Source organism: Agrobacterium vitis, from assembly GCF_014926405.1.
Classification (GTDB): Bacteria; Pseudomonadota; Alphaproteobacteria; order Rhizobiales; family Rhizobiaceae; genus Allorhizobium; species Allorhizobium vitis_H.
This window is the reverse complement of sequence record NZ_JACXXJ020000005.1, coordinates 2,314,260-2,331,972: the sequence shown is the minus strand read 5'-3', so window position 1 is coordinate 2,331,972 and position 17,713 is coordinate 2,314,260. Positions and strand designations below refer to the sequence as shown.

Here is a 17,713-nt window from a genome sequence, read left to right as displayed (position 1 = left end):
GCCGATTGGAATGCTCTACGGGAGCAAGTCCACCTTAGATACAGAGGAAAGCGTCGTGTACAATTTCAATCAGCTTGAGCGGCGTGCCAAGGACCTCATCAAAGCGGGCCGGAGCGCGGATGCGATCAAGATCTATCTGTTCATGGCCGATGGCGATCAGTCTCTCGATGGTGGATATCTTGGGGAGCGACTCGGGATCTGTTACGAGGCAATCGGCGATCTGCATGCCGCCAAATACTGGTATGGGCGAGCGGTCGAAGAAAATCCGGGCGTAAGGCTGGCATCTGCTGAAGCTCTTGTGCGGCTTGGCGAGGTCAACATCCATGACATCGTCGATTTAGCAGGCAAATAGAGCATCGGACCAAAAGAAACACAGAGGAAGGGATGGCCTGGCTGGTTCAACGTGAACCTGTCGGGCAGGCATACAACAGGAGATCGCCATGCCCCGCTGGATACTGCTGCTGACCGCTCTTGCCTGCTTTTTTGCGATTCCAGCAGCAGCCGAAAATCTTTCCGGCAATTTCCTTGCGCAGACCGTGAAAACCTCCAAGCCGCATCGCGAGGCGCTGACGAGGCTGGTGCGCGGGCGGCAGGGCATTCCGCTCTGGGTGCTGAACATGGTCCGTAAGGATGATTATATCGGGCTGGCTTCGGTCGAAATGCCTGTTGACGCCAAGCCCATGCAATTATTCTACGCCTGCCAGCCAAAACGATGCGAGCAAAGCGCCGTTCGTGTGCTGTTTTCCGCCGATGGCAAGCATGCGGTGATGCGTATTCAGGACCAGGCGGAAGGCGAGATCTTCCTCGGCACGCCAAGCGAGGCGGAAAAGACCGCATTGGCGCGCGCTCCCGGCTGATGGTCTGAGAAATAGCGATTTTAAATCATGCTAGGTGCGACGGATGAAAGATCGCAATCCTTTGTATTGAAATAGAAAATATAGGTTTTCCTTTTTGCGGAGGTATTTTCTCCTCGCTGGCAAGCCACGATTGCTAAATGCCAATTCCAATAGTATGCTCAACATACTTTACGGCATCTTGCCGCGCAGATAGCGCGGTCAGGATGGCTGAGGGATTATCCAAAAGGTCTGACCGGGCGCGAGGAGGCGAGCGGTTGAACCGTTATCGGCATCAATGGGAGGCATTATGCTGTCGACAACATCGCGACCGGGCTCGTCCCGGATCATTTTTCTGATTTTTCTGGCGGCGATGATTGAAGGTTTCGACCTTCAGGCTGCGGGCGTGGCGGCACCGAAACTGGCGCCGGTCTTCGGGCTGACACCCGCCCAGATGGGACTGTTCTTTTCTTCCGCTACCTTCGGCCTGATCTTTGGCGCCGTTTCCGGCGGTATGATCTCCGACCGGTTCGGACGCCGTTTGGGCCTTAGCCTGGCGCTTTTCATCTTCGGGATCTTCTCGCTCGCCACGGCAGCAGTCACATCCGTGGAAGGGCTGATCGCCATGCGGTTCCTCACCGGCGTCGGCTTGGGCGGGGCGCTGCCGAATCTGGTGGCCATTGCTGTCGAATCGACCACGCCGGAGCGGCGCGGCCGGGCGGTGTCTATCATGTATGCCGGTATTCCGTTTGGCGGCGCGATTGCCAGCGTGGTGGCTATGGCCGGTCTGCACGACGACTGGCGCACCATCTTCATTGCCGGCGGCATCATGCCGATGCTGCTCGTGTTGCCGCTGTTTATGATGCTGCCGCAGCTCAAGGTCGAAAAGTCAGAAAAGACCAAGAAGGAGGGTGCCTGGCGTCAGGTGTTCTCCGCCGATACGGCGCTGCGTAGCGTCCTGCTCTGGACGGGCTTTTTCTTTGGCATTATGGTCCTGTATCTGCTTCTCAACTGGTTGCCGACCCTTCTGGTGACGCGCGGGCTGGATCGCCAGCAGGCTGGCCTCATTCAGGTGATTTTCAATATCGCCGGGGCCGTGGGTGGCTTGACGGGTGGATGGTTCCTTGATGGGAAGCGCAAGGTTCTCAACGGTTCGCTCTGCTTCCTTCTTTTGGTGGTCTCTCTTGTGCTGCTGGGACTGGCACCGGCCAATTTTGCCGCCAATGCCATTGCCGGTGCGTTGATCGGGGTGAGCGTCATGGCGGCTCAGTCGCTGCTCTACGGCATTGCGCCGCAATGCTATGCGCCGGATGTTCGTGGCACCGGTGTCGGGCTTGCTGTCGCCGTCGGACGGGTCGGCTCGGTGGTCGGGCCGCTGTTTGCCGGTGGTTTGATTGCCGCTGGACGCTCGCCGACCGAGGTGTTGATGGCGATCGTGCCGGTGGCTGTTATCGCTGGTATCGCAACCGTTCTGCTGTTGTCACGGCTGCGCGACCTGCCGCAGGATAGCACCGCGAAGGGCGTGCCAGGCCATGCAACGCCCTCCATGGTCAAGCCTTGACCGGCTGCGGATCTTGCTTGGGAAACCATCTGGCATTCTGGTTGTAAAACCTCAATTGCCGATGGTTTCTCCGGGATAAACGCCCCAGACCAGGCCTTGCCGGACAAAGCCGGAAGGGCCACCTCGTTCTACCGAGACGGAACACCAATGCCCATCGCAGCCACCGATTTTCAGCCGTACCCGTGGCTGGAGTTGGGCGGTGATGGCAGCCGTGGCAAGCGGGCGGGTGCGCAGCATGACGAGATCGCCTTTTGAGCCGCGCCAGGGGGCGACAAGACCGGTGCGCGCGCCGCTGAGCATGACAGCCGACATCCAGCCGCTGGTGCCGTCGCTATCGCGAACCTGCCGCCAATTGTCATATTCCTCGATGATTTCCACCGGCAGGCCCCGAGCCTCGTAGATAAAGCGGATGGGGTAATCGGTGGAAGGGCCAGCCCGCATCCGCACCCTGTCGGCCTTCAACGAGGCAAATCGGGGCAGGGGATAGCCGGTGACGCGGCCCGTCTGCCGGAGCATCGGCATGGCCGCAGCCGTGCCGGGCGCAAGCAGGCTTGCCGCCCCGATCAACGGGGTCAGCAACAGGGTGGCCAGCAGGGCGCGGCGGTTCACACGGGGAGCCACTGAACATGACGGACCGTATTCAGTTTTCGACTGTCTCAAGCCTTTGTTGCATTTGAGATCGGCGAAATCTGTTGACGGTGAGAAGGCGTCGTCATCTTGGAGCCTTTGTGTGAAACCACCTTTGGCGGTCAGGGGGCGTTTTTCAGGCATTGTCGGTTTTGGACATCTCAGCGGCAGGCCTGGGCCTGTTTCAGCGCCGCCGAAACGCCCTGTAGCGAATAGGTATAGGTCGTGTGGGTGCCGCGCTTCGAGGTGGTTTTCACGGTCATCCGGCGACCTTGCTTCATGGCGGCAATCACCTTGGCGTCCTCTGCTTCCAGCCGGGTCCAGCCGACATTGGCTTTCGGCACCATCTGGAACGTCTTGTCATCGACGTTCACATCGATGGTCGAGCCCTGAGCGACGTTGTAGCCCATCACGGCCTGGGGGTAATAATTGACGCCGCCGGTCTTTTTCGGGGCGATCAGGAAGAAATTCTTGCCATGGTCAATGCCCACAGGATCTTCCTTTGAAGGCACGGACAGCACATAGCAAACGGTCTTGCCGCCATCCTTGTAGGAAAACAGCCCCCAGTGATCGAACTGCTTGACCATCCGAGGGGCTGCCGATGCAAAGCTCGCCGAAAACCCAAGAATGGCAAGCATTAATGCAACGGTTTGTAGTGATGACATATCTGGCAATCTCCTTTGGTTGAGTGGGTCGCGGTTCGTTCTCTACCCCAATCCGCCAGCCATGAGGTTACCGAGGCGTTAATTTCTCTTCACAATTGGTTGAGCCAATTTGCGACATTCCGTCGCAAATTCGTGAAATATCAATGGATTGACCAAGAAAATTACCATCGAAACAGATGTAGGCCGCGTTCCGGTATCAGTCATCGCTCTATACCGCGTCGAGCCTCGACACACGGATCTTTCGCGCGGGATGCCGCAATTATGCTGCAATGCGGGATACGATTGATATTATGAGATTTTCAACGGATCACGAATGCGCTAAGTCTTTTGAGGGATACAAGCATCGGACCGAAAAGTGGAAACCGGTTTTCGGGCAATCCGATGCGAAAACAAGAACAGTCGGGCGGAGAAAGAAAACGACCATGGGGAAGTGGGTCTACAGCTTCGGTGGTGGCAAGGCTGAAGGCGGTGCTGGCGATGTTGAACATTTGGGCGGTAAAGGTGCCAATCTTGCCGAAATGGCGGGTCTCGGCCTGCCCGTGCCGCCGGGTTTGACGATTGTCACGGATGCTTGCACGCATTTCTACGCCCATGGTCGCTGTTTGGCCGACGACATGAAGGCAGAGGTGTTGGCCGGTATCGACCTGATCGAAGCCGAGACAGGACGCACGTTCGGCAATGCCAAAAATCCCTTGCTTTTGTCGGTTCGCTCGGGTGCGCGCACCTCCATGCCGGGCATGATGGATACGGTTCTCAATCTCGGCCTGAACGATGAGACGGTGGTCGGTCTTGCCCATCGCGCCGGAGACGCCCGCTTTGCCTGGGACAGTTACCGCCGCTTCATCCAGATGTATGGCGATGTCGTTCTGGGGCTGGATCATGAAGTGTTCGAGGAAATCCTTGAGCATGAGAAGGGCCGGTTTGGCCATGAACTCGACACCGAACTGAGCGCCGATGAATGGCAGCATGTGACGGACCTCTACAAGCAATTGATCGAGGATGAGCTGGGCGAACCCTTTCCACAGGACCCTGAGGTTCAGCTCTGGGGGGCGGTGGCCGCGGTGTTTGCCAGCTGGATGAACGCCCGCGCCATCACCTATCGGCAGCTGCACAATATTCCCGGCCATTGGGGCACGGCGGTCAATATCCAGGCCATGGTGTTTGGCAATCTCGGCTCCAGTTCGGCCACAGGGGTGGCGTTTACCCGCAATCCGTCGACGGGCGAAAACCAGCTTTACGGCGAGTTTCTGGTCAATGCCCAGGGTGAGGACGTGGTAGCGGGTATCCGCACCCCGCAATCCCTGAGTGAGCGGGCGCGGCTGGAAAGCGGTTCCGACAAGCCGTCGATGGAAAAGCTGATGCCCAAGGCCTTTGCCGAGTTTACGGCGGTCTGCGCGCAGCTTGAAACCCATTACCGTGACATGCAGGATGTGGAATTCACCATCGAGCGCGGTAAGCTATGGATGTTGCAGACCCGCTCCGGCAAGCGCACCACCAAGGCGGCCATGAAGATCGCTGTCGATATGGTGGCGGAAGGGCTGATCGACGAGGACGAGGCGGTGTCGCGCATCGAGCCGGCGTCGCTGGACCAGCTTTTGCATCCCACCATCGATCCGCGCGTGGCGCGGGATGTGATCGGCTCAGGCCTGCCGGCGTCGCCGGGGGCGGCTACCGGCGAAATCGTCTTTACCGCCGAAGATGCTGTCAGCGCCAAGGAAGAAGGCCGCAAGGTCATTCTGGTGCGCATGGAAACCAGCCCGGAAGACATTCACGGCATGCATGCCGCCGAAGCCATCCTGACCACCCGTGGCGGCATGACCAGCCATGCGGCGGTGGTGGCGCGCGGCATGGGCATTCCCTGCGTGGCCGGTGCGGGCAGCATGCGGGTCGATATCCGCAATGGCGTGCTGCTGGGCGTCGGCGTCAAGCTGAAGAAGGGTGATATCATCACCATAGATGGTTCCTCCGGCCAGGTTTTGCAGGGCGCCGTGCCGATGCTGCAACCGGAACTGTCGGGGGATTTTGCCCAGCTGATGCAATGGGCCGACCGCACGCGTCGCATGACGGTGCGCACCAATGCCGATACGCCGGGCGATGCCCGTGCCGCCCGCTCTTTTGGAGCGGAGGGTATCGGCCTTTGCCGCACTGAACACATGTTTTTCGAAGGTGAGCGCATCCATGTGATGCGAGAGATGATTCTGGCTGAAAACGAGGCCGGACGGCGCGCCGCGCTCGACAAGCTGTTGCCGATGCAACGCTCGGACTTCACCGAGCTGTTTACCATCATGCATGGCCTGCCGGTGACGATTCGGCTGCTCGATCCGCCATTGCATGAATTCCTGCCGAAGACCGTCAAGGAAATCGCCGAGGTGGCGGTGGCGATGGGCATGGAGCCGCGCGCTCTGGCGCAGCGGGTCGAGGCTTTGCACGAGTTCAACCCCATGCTCGGCCATCGCGGCTGCCGGTTGGCGATTTCCTATCCTGAAATTGCCGAGATGCAGGCGCGGGCGATTTTCGAAGCCGCTGTTGCCGCAGGCCTTGAGACCGGTGCACCGGTCGTGCCTGAGATCATGGTGCCGCTGGTCGGGCTGCGTTCCGAGCTGGATTATGTGAAGGGCGTGATCGACCGGATTGCCTCCGAAGTGATGCGGGAAGGCAAGCTGGAAATCTCCTATCTGGTCGGCACGATGATCGAGTTGCCGCGCGCCGCCATCCGCGCCCATGTGATTGCCGAGGCTGCGGAATTTTTCTCCTTCGGTACCAATGACCTGACCCAGACCACGTTCGGCATGTCACGCGACGATGCGGCCGCCTTCATTCCCACCTATCAACGCAAGGGGATTATCGAGCGCGATCCATTCATCTCGCTGGATTTCGACGGGGTCGGCGAGTTGATCCGCATGGCCGCCGAGCGCGGTCGCCAGACCCGTCCCGATATGAAGCTCGGTATTTGCGGCGAACATGGCGGCGACCCGGCCTCAATCCATTTCTGCGAGGATGTCGGGCTGGATTATGTCTCCTGCTCACCCTTCCGGGTGCCGATCGCCCGGCTGTCCGCCGCCCAGGCAAGCATAAAGCAGAGGCGCCTCATGGCGAAGGAAGTTTGAAGCTACCGTATGTTTATTCGCCGTTTCGGCACAAAATCGCCTGTTGAGTTGCATTTTATCAATTAGATTTCGGCTTTGTTTTAAATGGTTTTATAAAACAGTTACCCAACAAGGATTGAAGGTCAGGACTGATGTCCCGGACGCTTCAACACATGGTTGGGTAAAATGCGCCTTAAAGATACAGTTTCAAAGCTTCTCGCCGATGACAAGGGCAATTTCGCCGTCATGTCGGCTATTTTGCTTATGCCGTTGCTTCTGGCTGTCGGTGCGGCGGTAGATTACAGTTCGGCACGCGATCATCGCAATGATATTCAGGTGACCGCCGATTCGGCTATCCTGGCTGCGGCGTCGAGCTATTCCTCGTCTTCCGGCGTCGACGCCCTTGCGGCGGGGATCGACAGCTATCTCGAGTCCAAATTGGCGGATCAGGGTTCCAATGACGTTGATACCGCCGCGGTGCCCAAGCGGTTGAGTGGGCCGACCTTGTCGGCGGACGGCAAGGAAATTTGCATTGTCGTTGGCGAGGGCGTGCCGACCAGTTTCATGCAGCTCGCTGGCGTCAAGACCGTAGATGTCTCGGCCAAATCCTGTGCAGCGCTGCCGGGCAATATTGATCTCGAAGTGTCCCTGGTGCTCGACGTCTCCAGCTCGATGATCGAGGAAGGCCGTTTTGTGCCGATGCAGACGGCGGTGAAGAGCTTTTTGACCTCCTTTGCCAATGATGCCACGGTTGCCAAGCGCAGCAAGATCGCCATCGCGCCGTTTTCCAGCCGTTTCAACATCGGCCTCACCCATAAGGACTGGCTGAAAGCCTATGGCGGCAATGCCGCCGTGCCCAGCCGTTGGACCGATCCCAAATCCTATTATAAGGACTCGAAATATAGTTTCAGCCAGTGGATCGATAATGTCACGACGCTCGCCTATACCTCCAGTAACTATTATTGGATCGGCTGCGTCGAGCCGCGCGCCGACGTGGAAATGAAGGATAATGGCGCCATCGGCACCAATGGCCTGAGCGATGTTTCACCCAGCACCGAGGCCTTCGTGGCGCAGGATTACAACACCGGTTCTTCCACCAGCTTCTGCCCACCGCCGATCGTTCCCCTGACGTCGAGCTTTAGCACGTTGCAAAGTGCTATCGCGGACATGACGTCGGAAGGCTCCACCCGGCTTGATGCCGGAATGCTGGCGGGCTGGTATACGCTGTCGCCAAAATGGCGCTCGGCATGGGGTGGCGGGACCGCGCCCGCCGACTATTCCGAAAAGGTCAAAAAAGTCATCGTCTTCATGACCGATGGCGAGATGAATGTGAAATACGGCCCGGGAAATAAGGACAAGCTCGACTGGATCTGTGACAAGGACCGTACGGACAGCTGCAACAACACCGCCACTGACGCGCTTCTAACCACCTGCAATTCGATCAAGTCCAATAATATCGATATCTATGCGATTTCCTATAGTTCGGAAGCCGATGTCCAGAATTTGCAGACCTGCTCCAGCGGCACCAAATATTACTTCAGCGCCTCCACCACCAATATCAAGGATGTCTATACGGCGATCTCCAAAAACATCATCGGCAGCACGGTGCGGCTGACGCAGTGAACCGGACGGCTGCTGCATAATTCCTTCAATCGGACTCGATTGAAGGAATTATGCAGCATATTTAGAATGTTACAGCGTCCTTTGTGCGTTTTATAAAACGCAGGGCGCTGGAAAGGCAGGATCAATCGCGGCATGGGTGACAAATTGCCTTGATTGTGAGATAGGCCGGGTCGTCACACTCGCAAAGGCCAGGCCCGATGAACGACACCCACCGGACATCCTCCACGGCGCCCACCTCCCGCAAACGCCGTCGGAAGGGCCGCGACACGCCGCCGCCTGGCTCTCATTCCGGCAAGCAGCAGCGCGAGGGCCAGGGCAAGGCCGTTCCTGCGGCTGCGCCCGGCACTGATAAATGGGCGCAAGCCCGTCGCGTTATGAAGACGGATCGTTTTCGTGCCAGTGCGCTTCTGGCCGGTTTCGGCCTGTTCCTGTTGGCGGTGTCGCAAAGCCTGCCGCACGATTATGGCTTTACCGAACTGGGCGCGCTGTTCACCTTCTCAGTCTATGACCTGGTTCTGGCCATGCTGGGCATCGCGGTTGCGTGTGCGCTGATGCCCAGCGTCCGGCAATTCGCCATCACCATCGGCGTGTTTCTCGGCGTGCTGTCGGTCATGCTGCTGTTTTTCGACCCGATCTTCGTCGTCATCCGCGACAGCGCGCTGGGGCAGGTGCTGTACCTGATCGCGCCGGTGGCCGTCGCCATCACCGGCGCCAGTCTCTGGCTTTCGGGGCGCTGGCGGGATCGGGCTATGCTGGCATCCGCTGCCGTTGTTGCCTTTTCCTTCTCGCTGTTTCTTGGCCTGGACGATTTCGGCGTCGGCATTCCGTCCTTTGCGATTGCCTCTGTGCTTTCGGCCCTGTGGATCATCCTCACCCCGGCCTTTCTGCTACGCTGCTTCAAGGGCCCCTGGCTGAACATTCCCTCGCGCATCCTCGGCAGCTGGCTGCTGGTCATTGCCATTATCGTCACCGTCTCGCTCTATGTGCCGCTACCAATCAAGACCCAGCCGCCCGTCGATCTCGGTCAGCCGGACCTGTCGATCGATGGCGAGGACCCCGGTACGGCTCCGAGCGACCCTTCTGCCTTGCAGGACCCCTCTGCCTTGCAGGATAAGGGCGCTTACGGCTCGATGAATTCCAATGGCACGCAGGTGCCCGATTTTCTGGAAGAGGAGCCAAAGCCCGATCCCAATGCGCCCTCCGTGTTTGAGGGGCTGAAAACGCCGAAAATTGGTGGATGAGAATGCCTATGGCAGATGCCGGGTTTCTGCGGTCGGACGCGCAGTGGATGCCTGCGCCAGATGGGCGCGCATGCGTCGTGACAGCCAGTCGGTAAACACCAGCCGTCTTTCGTCGGCGGCAAAATCGCTATTGGAGACGGCGAGATAATGGGTGCCATCCTCATGAAACGCACCGAGCGCGGCCAGTCGTCCGGCTGCCATATCCGTCGTCACCATATGGATCGATGCCAGTGCGACGCCTTGGCCGGCCATCGCCGCCTCAAGGGCCAGATAGAAATGCTCGTAAAAAATGTCCGAGTTGAACTTGCGGGTCCCTGGCTGGGTCTTGCACCAGTTCAGCCAGGCATCGGGGCGCGAGCGGGTATGCAGAGCAGGCACGCTGGGGCGAGGCGCTTTGCTGAGGTCAGCCGCCACCTGCGGCGTGCAGACCATGCCCATCGCTTCCGGCGCCAGCTCCCTCACATGCAGGCGGGGGTCGATGGCAAAATCGTTGCGCCGCACGGCAAGATCGACGTGATCGCGGCGAAAATCGATTTTTCCGCCCGCTGCGAGAACCTTGACATCCAGACCGGTCCTTTCTTTCAGATCGCCAAGGTTTGGGATGAGGAATTTCAGGCAGAGCGTTGGTTCGCAGGAGACGATCAGGGGTTGGGCATAGGCATTGCTGCGAAAATCCGTGACGACATTTTCCAGATCCTGGAACACGGAGGCAAGCCTGGCCGCCAATTGACGACCCCGCTCCGTCAGGAAGACCGCTCGGTTGCGACGCAGGAACAGCGGCTCGCCCAGACTTTCCTCCAGATTCTTGACCTGCTTGCTGATTGCCCCATGTGTAACGTGCAATTCCCGGGCCGCGAGCACAAAACTTTCATACCGCGCCGCCACCGAAAAGGCCTTCAAAGCCCCCAATTGCGGCAGGCGCGCCATCCTGGATCTGAATTCGGAATTGTCGGACATATGTGTGAATTTACCTCACGCGTTTGCTCGAAAATATATCGGTTTTCACGAAACACAACATATGATTGATAATCGGTGTCGGCGGGTTACGCCGATGAAATCGGAGCCATTTTCAATGCAAGGCAATATTACAGTTTTAAAGCACAGCGATCCGGCCAATGTGACCAATATCGATGTCTGCCAACAGTTGCATGACTTCGATTTTGTGTTTCTTGAAGGCAACAATTTTCTCAATGTCATTCATCAAAGCCATTTTAGCAGCCAGGATATTGCTGATTTTCAGGCATCCTGGGATGATCTTAAGCCGGATACCTATATGGCCGACGGCGGCAAATATCGCCTTCGCCGGCACGCAACCCTGACGGGCGCGCCTAAGGGCGGGCCCGTCAGTCTCGAAAAGCATCAGCCGCATTTCCAGACGACCTCCTACAATCCTCTGAATGGCGGCATTGAGCGCCATTTCGAGCCGGTATTGGCATCGACCATTGAAAATCCGGTGATGCAGGCGATTTTCTCGTTCGCCTCTTCCACCTTTGGCGCCCTGTCGCCTTTTTCGACATGGCATGTCGAATTGCATCAGTTCCGCATTGAGGCTGTGCAGACCGGTGGCAAGCCAACACCTGAAGGTGTTCACCGCGATGGTGTGGATTTCGTGCTGATGGTGCTCATCAACCGGCAGAATATTGTTGGAGGCGAAACCTCCATTCTGGATCGGGACGGCGTCAAGCTGGCGGAATTTACGCTGACGGACCCCTTCGATGCTGCCATTGTCAATGATGAACGCGTTGCCCATGGCGTAACGCCAATCACCAAGCTCGATCCCGACCAACAAGGCCTGCGCGATGTTCTGGTCCTGACCTTCCGCCGAAAATAAATGCAGATGTCAGCCGCGCGGAACCGCGCGGCTGTTGCCGGAGCCGGAGCCCACATATTTATGGAACAAATACTTCTGATTGCTTCGATAACCTGGCTGGCCGTTCTCAGCCCCGGCGCGGATTTTGCCATGGTGTCGCGCAATAGTTTTCTCTATGGCCGCAAATCCGGGCTTGCAGCGTCGATGGGTATTGCCATCGCCTGCTGGTTTCATGTGATCTATGCCATGTTCGGCATTGCGATCATCCAGCATATTTTCCCCAATATTCTGGATATCATTAAATTCGTCGGCGCAGCCTATCTGGTTTATGCGGGCCTGGCCACGGCCTTCAGCAAGATACGCGATATCGAAGGCAGTCTGGTTCCCAGCGACAGATCCATGGGCCGGGAAATGATGACCGGTATTCTGACCAATGGTCTCAATCCGAAGACGTCGATTTTCGTGATCAGTCTCTACACGCAATTCATTGGCAAGGACACGCCGCTGTCTCACCAATTGCTTTGGGGCCTGTTCATCTCCCTGTCGCATTTTCTGTGGTTTGCGTCCGTTTCGACCTTTCTGTCCAACCCGGCCATTCGAACCGTTGTGCTGCGTCGCCAGCGCCTGTTCAATATCCTGATCGGGGTCGTGCTCGCCTCGCTGGGGGCCATTCTGTTCACCGCGGGCACTTTGGGGAGTGGCGCTCAATGACCGCATCCATCTGTTCCTTCATCGATCTCGAAGGCGTTCTCGTTCCGGAAATGTGGCCGCATATCGCCAAGTCGTTCGGAATTCCAGAACTCCAGGCGACCACGCGGGAAATTCCCGATTACCGTCAATTGCTGGACCAGCGGATTAAGCATCTGGCCGATCACCACGTTACCCTGGCCGAAATCTGCGCCAGTGTCGCGGAACTCGATCTGTTCAATGGGGCGGTGGAATTCCTCGCCGCGCTCAAGCTGCGTGGGCGTGTGGTGATCGTCTCAGATTCCTTCAGCCCGATGAACCGGCATTTTATCGAGCAGATCGCTGCAGATCAGGTCCTCTGTCACAGTTTTCAGACCAATGACGAGGATATCGTCACCGGCTTCGACTTCTGGAATGGGCTGGCTGGAAAACATCTCTGTTTCGACGCCGTCGATACCGAGGGGTGCGCCCATTTTGCAATGGGCGACGCGTTGAACGACATTTCAATGATCCGTGCGGCGACCTATGGCGTGCTGTTTCAGCCCTCGATGGCGACGCTGCTGGCCGCGCCGGATCTGCGGGCTACATCATCCTATAGTGAAGTCCTCGATATCCTCGATGAAGCCATTTATATCAATGGCAGATCGGCCTCAAAGAGGGCCACGACTTTCCTGGGGAGCGCCTTCGGCTGACGGCGTATACGGCCACGCGTAAAGCTATAGTTTTCTTTACAGCACCCTGCGTTTTATAAAACGCAGGGTGCTGTAGCGCTTTAAATATGCATCAGCGTTATCGCTCCCGGAAGGCCTTGTTGAAATAACTGGCCAGCGGCTTGGTGAGGTAGGTGAAGGGTGAGCGTTCCGTGGTCTGGATAAAGGTTTCGACCGGCATCCCCGGCAGGACCTGGACATCGCCCAGCCGGGCAATTTCCTGTTCATCGGGTCTGATCTTCGCCTTGTAGAAGCTGTTGCCGGTCTTTTCATCATTGAACACGTCGGCGGAGACCTCGATCACCGTGCCATGGATATCCGGCGTCTGGCGGCGATCGAAGGCGGCAAATACCAGATCGGCCTTCTGGCCGACATGCACCTGATCGATTTCATTGGGCGGCAAATTGGTGGTGATCACCAGCCCGACATTCTGCGGGATGATATAGAGGATCGGTTCCGCCGCTTTGACCACGGTGCGCAACGCATGCACGGTCAGGCCGAACACCACGCCGCCGGTCGGTGCGGTCACTTCGGTGCGGCCAAGGGTTTCCAGGGAAGACACCCGTTTCTGACGCAATTCGGCAATCTGCGCTTCGGCATTGCGCAGATCGGTGATCGATTGTTCACGCAGTTCGCCACTAACATTCAGAATAGCGATTTCGATCTCGGCGATCTTGGCGCGGCTTTCGGCAATGCTGGCCATGGACGAGGCGATCTCGCCGTCTGCCTCGACCTCGGACCGTTGCAGCGTCATCACCTTGCTGGTCTGGGTCAGGCCGTCGCGCAGCAATTTCTGCTGCACGGCCAGTTCCTCGCTGATCAACTGCCTTTGCTGGCGCAGCGCATTGAGCTTGGCGTTCAAGCCCTCGATTTGCTGGGCGGTCTGGTGCTTGCGCTCCTGCAATTGCCCGACCTGTTTGTCGCGGTTTTCCTGTCGCGCCTGCAACAGGTTGCGCTGGCCCTCGATAATTTCGCGCACATGGCTGTCGGTCTTGGCCCGTTCTACAAGCTCAGGATCGAAGCTGATCTCGCTCTTGCCATCCTGCTCCGCGGTCAGCCGCCCGGCATTGCCGAGCAACGAAAACAACTGGTTTTCAATGATCGTCAGCTCGGATTGGTCGAGCTTTTCATCCATTCTGAGCAGAACCTGGCCGGGCTGGACGACATCGCCCTCCTTGACCAGCAAGTCCTGCACAATGCCACCGGCCTGATGCTGGACCACCTGACGGTTGGTTTCGACCTCCACCGTGCCGCTGCCGACCACGGCGCCCTGGATGGTGGTCAGTGCGCTCCAGGCACCCAACCCCAACACCAGGACCGCCAGCGCGCCATAGCCGAGCGCCGTGTGACCGTGGGCATGCCAGACGTGGCGTTCCGGGGTGGAGGACACCCGGTTTGCGGCGGGCGATGCGGGCAGGCTTGCCGGGGAAGAGGAGGCTGACGCCGATGTCTGGGAAAACAGGCTCATCGTCTCTCTCCTATGGCTTGCGCGGGGCGCCGGGTACGAAACCGGTCATGGTGGTTTCCTGTTTGGCATTCCCCCATGACGTATTTGTCTTCGTACCCACCACTTGCTGGGCATTGCGCAGATGGGTGCGCAGCACCTCGTCGCGCGGGCCAAAAGCGGTGCGGGCGCCATGGTCCATGATCAGCACCAGGTCGCATTCCTCAATCGCCGCCGGGCGATGCGCCATGATCACGGCAGCGCCACCACTGGCCTTGAGGGCGCGGATGGCCATGTTCAGCGCCACGGAGCCTTCTGCATCCAGATTCGAATTCGGCTCGTCCAGAATGAGCAGGACCGGATCGCCGTAGAGCGCGCGGGCAAGGCCGATGCGCTGCTTCTGCCCACCGGAAAGCCGCTGGCCGGTGGCGGGCAGGGGGGTGTCGTAGCCCTGTGGCAGTTTCAGGATCATCTCATGGGCTGCGGCCTTGCGAGCGGCGGCAATCACCTTGTCCGGGTCGGGATCGGCGGTGAGGCGTGCGATGTTTTCGGCAATCGTGCCTTCAAACAGTACCACGTCCTGCGGCAGGTAGCCGACATGGTCGGCCAGCCCGTCCGGGCCATACTGGTCCAGAGCGGCGCCGTCCAGCCGGATCTTGCCCGCCATCGGCTGCCAGACACCGGTCAGCAGCCGGGCAAGGGTCGATTTGCCGGAACCACTGGGGCCGATCACGCCCAGCGCGTGGCCGGGGCCAAGCTCGAAACTCATCATCCGCAGCGTCGCCACGTTTTCGCCGGGTGGTACGGCGGTAACCTGCTGAACCTGCAACAGCGCGCGGGGCCGCGGCAGCGTGGTGCGGGTGTCGTCTTCGGGGATCTGTTCCAGCAGCAGGGACAGATTGCGCCAGCCTTCCTGCGCCCGCTGCATCAATCCCCATTGGGAAATGGCCGTCTCAATCGGTGCAAGCGCCCGACCGATCAGGATCGATCCGGCGATCATCGCGCCAGCCTTGATTTCGCCGCGCAGCACCAGCCAGGCGCCGAGCGCCAGAATGGCCGATTGCAGGAAAACCCGGAAGGTCTTGGACATGGCGGTGTAAAAGCCATTGGTATCCGAATAGGCAATGTTGGCGGCAAGCGCCGCATGGCGCGTCGCCTTCCAGCGTCTTGCCGCACTCTTGCGCATGCCCAGGGCCTTGACCGTTTCGGCGTCGCGGGCCAAGGCCATGGTCATCTCGTCGCTGATCCGGCTGGCATCGGTAGCTTTTGCCTGGATACGCTTCGTCCCGCGCTGGTTCAGCAGCGTCAGCGCGATCAGCAGCAGCCCGCCCGCCAGCGCCAGATAGCCCATCCATGGATGGAAAACGAAGATCACGAACAGGAAAACCGGCGTCCAGGGAATGTCGAAAACGGCAAAAATCGCCGAGGAAGACAGCATTTTTTGCAGGGCGTCCAGATCACGCATGCCGCGTGGACCGGCAACGCCCTTCGATGCCAGTGCGGATCGATCGAGCAGGGCACGAAACACCCTGATGTCAAATTCGCCCTGGAGCCGCGCCCCGATCCGGGCGGCGATGCGTGACCGGACGTGGTCGAGAATGCCCATGATCGCATAGAGCAGGATGACCAGCAGGAACAGGACCAGAAGCGTCGCCTCCGAGCGTGCCGCCAGCACCCGATCATAGACCTGAAGCATGAACAAGGGTCCGGTCAGGACCAGAAGGTTGACGAAGAAACTGAACAGGGCAATGGACAGGAAGCCCGCCTTGCTGCGCGCCAGGGCTGCCCGTAACTCCTCGACGCCGCCGCGCGTGGTCTTACTCCGGCTCATGAATAGTTCTTGATCATTGAAAACCCCTGAATCGGAGCCCGACAGAACAGCCACCCCTGGCTGAGACCTGTCCGGCCTCTGCATCATCCCCTCCGAGGGGAATGACTTTTACAAATAATGCAGAAAAAACAAATTATTATGACGACATTTGGTGAACCTTGCCGCGTTCGCAGTCTGCAACCCAGACTTTTATGTCTTTATGACAATCTTCTCGTTAAGGTACAATTCCCTCCACCATGCAGGATTTAAAAAAAATCCCTCCATATTATGATTTTTTGGCTAGTCCCAGATACCTGAACTTCAGGCCCTTGACTGCGCAGCCAGTTAAAATCGGTCACGAAATAACATCGTATAGGATGATACCACGAGAAGCAGGTGCTTTAAATAGTGAGGAAAAAACAGGCTTCGGGAAAAGCCTTTGACCTGGTCGGAGTGGAGTGATTCGAACACTCGACCCCCACGTCCCGAACGTGGTGCGCTACCAGACTGCGCTACACTCCGTGACCAGTGGCGCCCGTATAAACCAGGGCTTCACAATAGACAAGCGGGTGGCTTTAAAAAAATCATGGCTTTTCAACAGGGGTGAGAATGCCGCACGCAGAGGGTGCCGCGTGCCTCGAACGGTTGCGGAAAAATTGAGTTAATTCTTTGTATTTAATGAATAATATTATCTTTTATCAATTTCGGTTCGCGGTATTTCAATGTTGCCGTTTTGAAACAAGTTGACGTGAGCAAGAAACTTGGTGATTTCCAATTTAAGGTTTTGGGGATAAAGGCGAAAGACAAAGTGGCACAGGTGTGGCCGGGGCAGGGCTCTGCCCGGCCGGGCCGCTTGAAGCGGGTTACCAAGGGACAGAATTATGAATTTTCGGATCATGCTGACGGCTGGCTTGGCGCTGGCGCTGGCTGGATGTACCACGACATCGGGTGTCATACCTGTACAGAAGAAAAATCTGGTGGAAGAGCGCTGGGTCGGCCAGCCGGCGGGCGCCTTCTTTGCCAAGTTCGGACCACCGATCAACGACGAACAGGCTGGTGGTGCTACCGTCTATAGCTGGCGCGGCGGCTTCAGGACCCGCACGGTCGCTCCGACCTATGCGCAAACGCCCGATGGCAAGCGCGGCAAGGTTACCAAGGCCGGGCGCACCGAATATCTGCGCTGTGAAGTGCGCGTCACAGTCTCTCCGGATTATGTCATCCGTGCGATCAAGCCTGTCATCGACAGGCCTGTCGAAAGCGGCAAGACCTGGTGCGAAGAGTTTCTGGGCGGCGCATAATGCTGTGATCTGCGTGATGAGAGGTCGGGCAAACGTCAATTGACGGTGCCCGGTTTTCGAAACCGTGTCTTCTAAAGCGCACGAAAATGGATGAAGGCGAGGTTGTCAGGCAACCTCGCCTTTTTTGTTGTGTGTGCGGCGTGTAGAGATTCGTGTTTTCACGCACAGACCTGCTCAAAACGGGTTTCTTTGGAAATCTGGCCTTGCGACGGCGGCAAAATTGCGTCCCGGCGACCGGTTTTCAATACCTTTTGGTCGAATATTTCCACGGTCTGGGTGAGGGCAGATTTTTCGTTGCCGTTACGACTTCGACCTTTC

Annotated in this window: 14 protein-coding genes, 1 tRNA gene and 1 pseudogene; 10 read left to right on the top strand and 6 right to left on the bottom strand. The window is 58.2% G+C overall.

Annotated elements, in window-relative coordinates; genetic code table 11:
• Nucleotides 1–55: 55 nt before the first annotated feature.
• The 3 genes from IEI95_RS22205 to mhpT all read left to right on the top strand — a co-directional run bounded on the left by IEI95_RS22205 (nucleotide 56) and on the right by mhpT (nucleotide 2,394).
• Complete coding sequence (locus IEI95_RS22205) at nucleotides 56–352, top strand: hypothetical protein (protein ID WP_234934253.1); 297 nt, start codon at nucleotides 56–58, stop codon at nucleotides 350–352.
• A gap of 88 nt (nucleotides 353–440) precedes the next feature.
• A complete protein-coding gene (locus IEI95_RS22200; RefSeq protein WP_194417042.1) occupies nucleotides 441–857 on the top strand; it encodes an Ivy family c-type lysozyme inhibitor in 417 nt (138 codons plus the stop codon).
• A gap of 286 nt (nucleotides 858–1,143) precedes the next feature.
• Nucleotides 1,144–2,394: a 3-(3-hydroxy-phenyl)propionate transporter MhpT gene (gene mhpT, locus IEI95_RS22195; protein WP_234934252.1), complete on the top strand. Its 1,251-nt coding sequence runs from the start codon at nucleotides 1,144–1,146 to the stop codon at nucleotides 2,392–2,394.
• A gap of 51 nt (nucleotides 2,395–2,445) precedes the next feature.
• Here mhpT and IEI95_RS22190 read toward each other — a convergent pair whose 3' ends face one another.
• A complete protein-coding gene (locus IEI95_RS22190; protein ID WP_234934251.1) occupies nucleotides 2,446–3,003 on the bottom strand; it encodes an SH3 domain-containing protein in 558 nt (185 codons plus the stop codon).
• 179 nt (nucleotides 3,004–3,182) lie between these two features.
• Nucleotides 3,183–3,686: an invasion associated locus B family protein gene (locus tag IEI95_RS22185; RefSeq protein WP_015915210.1), complete on the bottom strand. Its 504-nt coding sequence runs from the start codon at nucleotides 3,684–3,686 to the stop codon at nucleotides 3,183–3,185.
• Between the two features lie 422 nt (nucleotides 3,687–4,108).
• On the opposite strand from IEI95_RS22185, the gene ppdK reads away from it, so the two are divergent.
• The 3 genes and pseudogenes from ppdK (at nucleotide 4,109) to IEI95_RS22170 (ending at nucleotide 9,636) form a co-directional block, all read left to right on the top strand.
• Complete coding sequence (ppdK, locus tag IEI95_RS22180) at nucleotides 4,109–6,793, top strand: pyruvate, phosphate dikinase (protein WP_194417040.1); 2,685 nt, start codon at nucleotides 4,109–4,111, stop codon at nucleotides 6,791–6,793.
• Nucleotides 6,794–6,958: 165 nt separating this feature from the next.
• Nucleotides 6,959–7,132, top strand: a pseudogene (locus IEI95_RS29830) (pilus assembly protein TadG-related protein); the annotation flags it as partial.
• A gap of 1,460 nt (nucleotides 7,133–8,592) precedes the next feature.
• Complete coding sequence (locus IEI95_RS22170; RefSeq protein WP_156531587.1) at nucleotides 8,593–9,636, top strand: hypothetical protein; 1,044 nt, start codon at nucleotides 8,593–8,595, stop codon at nucleotides 9,634–9,636.
• A 6-nt stretch (nucleotides 9,637–9,642) separates the two neighbouring features.
• Here the strand turns inward: IEI95_RS22170 and IEI95_RS22165 are convergent, their stop codons facing one another.
• A complete protein-coding gene (locus IEI95_RS22165; protein WP_234890875.1) occupies nucleotides 9,643–10,593 on the bottom strand; it encodes a LysR family transcriptional regulator in 951 nt (316 codons plus the stop codon).
• A 115-nt stretch (nucleotides 10,594–10,708) separates the two neighbouring features.
• On the opposite strand from IEI95_RS22165, the gene IEI95_RS22160 reads away from it, so the two are divergent.
• Genes IEI95_RS22160 through thrH form a run of 3 tightly spaced genes read left to right on the top strand, consistent with a single transcriptional unit; the run spans nucleotide 10,709 to nucleotide 12,825 of the window.
• On the top strand, nucleotides 10,709–11,467 hold the full coding sequence (locus IEI95_RS22160; RefSeq protein WP_156531588.1) for a 2OG-Fe dioxygenase family protein: 759 nt from the start codon (nucleotides 10,709–10,711) through the stop codon (nucleotides 11,465–11,467).
• 60 nt (nucleotides 11,468–11,527) lie between these two features.
• A complete protein-coding gene (locus tag IEI95_RS22155) occupies nucleotides 11,528–12,157 on the top strand; it encodes a LysE family translocator (RefSeq protein WP_156531589.1) in 630 nt (209 codons plus the stop codon).
• Nucleotides 12,154–12,825 carry a bifunctional phosphoserine phosphatase/homoserine phosphotransferase ThrH gene (gene thrH / locus IEI95_RS22150; protein ID WP_194417039.1) on the top strand — a complete coding sequence of 224 codons (672 nt, stop codon included), beginning with the start codon at nucleotides 12,154–12,156 and terminating at the stop codon, nucleotides 12,823–12,825. The genes IEI95_RS22155 and thrH overlap by 4 nt, the downstream gene beginning before the upstream one ends.
• 97 nt (nucleotides 12,826–12,922) lie before the next feature.
• Here thrH and IEI95_RS22145 read toward each other — a convergent pair whose 3' ends face one another.
• The 3 genes from IEI95_RS22145 to IEI95_RS22135 form a co-directional block, all read right to left on the bottom strand.
• Nucleotides 12,923–14,311, bottom strand: coding sequence for an HlyD family type I secretion periplasmic adaptor subunit (locus IEI95_RS22145; protein WP_194417038.1), 1,389 nt, complete (start codon nucleotides 14,309–14,311; stop codon nucleotides 12,923–12,925).
• 10 nt (nucleotides 14,312–14,321) lie between these two features.
• Nucleotides 14,322–16,118 (bottom strand): type I secretion system permease/ATPase, encoded by a 1,797-nt coding sequence (locus IEI95_RS22140; protein WP_194417037.1) that lies wholly within the window; start codon nucleotides 16,116–16,118, stop codon nucleotides 14,322–14,324.
• Nucleotides 16,119–16,542: 424 nt separating this feature from the next.
• A tRNA-Pro gene (locus IEI95_RS22135) sits at nucleotides 16,543–16,619 on the bottom strand.
• Between the two features lie 359 nt (nucleotides 16,620–16,978).
• Here IEI95_RS22135 and IEI95_RS22130 point away from each other — a divergent pair.
• On the top strand, nucleotides 16,979–17,395 hold the full coding sequence (locus IEI95_RS22130; protein WP_156548276.1) for a hypothetical protein: 417 nt from the start codon (nucleotides 16,979–16,981) through the stop codon (nucleotides 17,393–17,395).
• Nucleotides 17,396–17,713 lie beyond the last annotated feature (318 nt).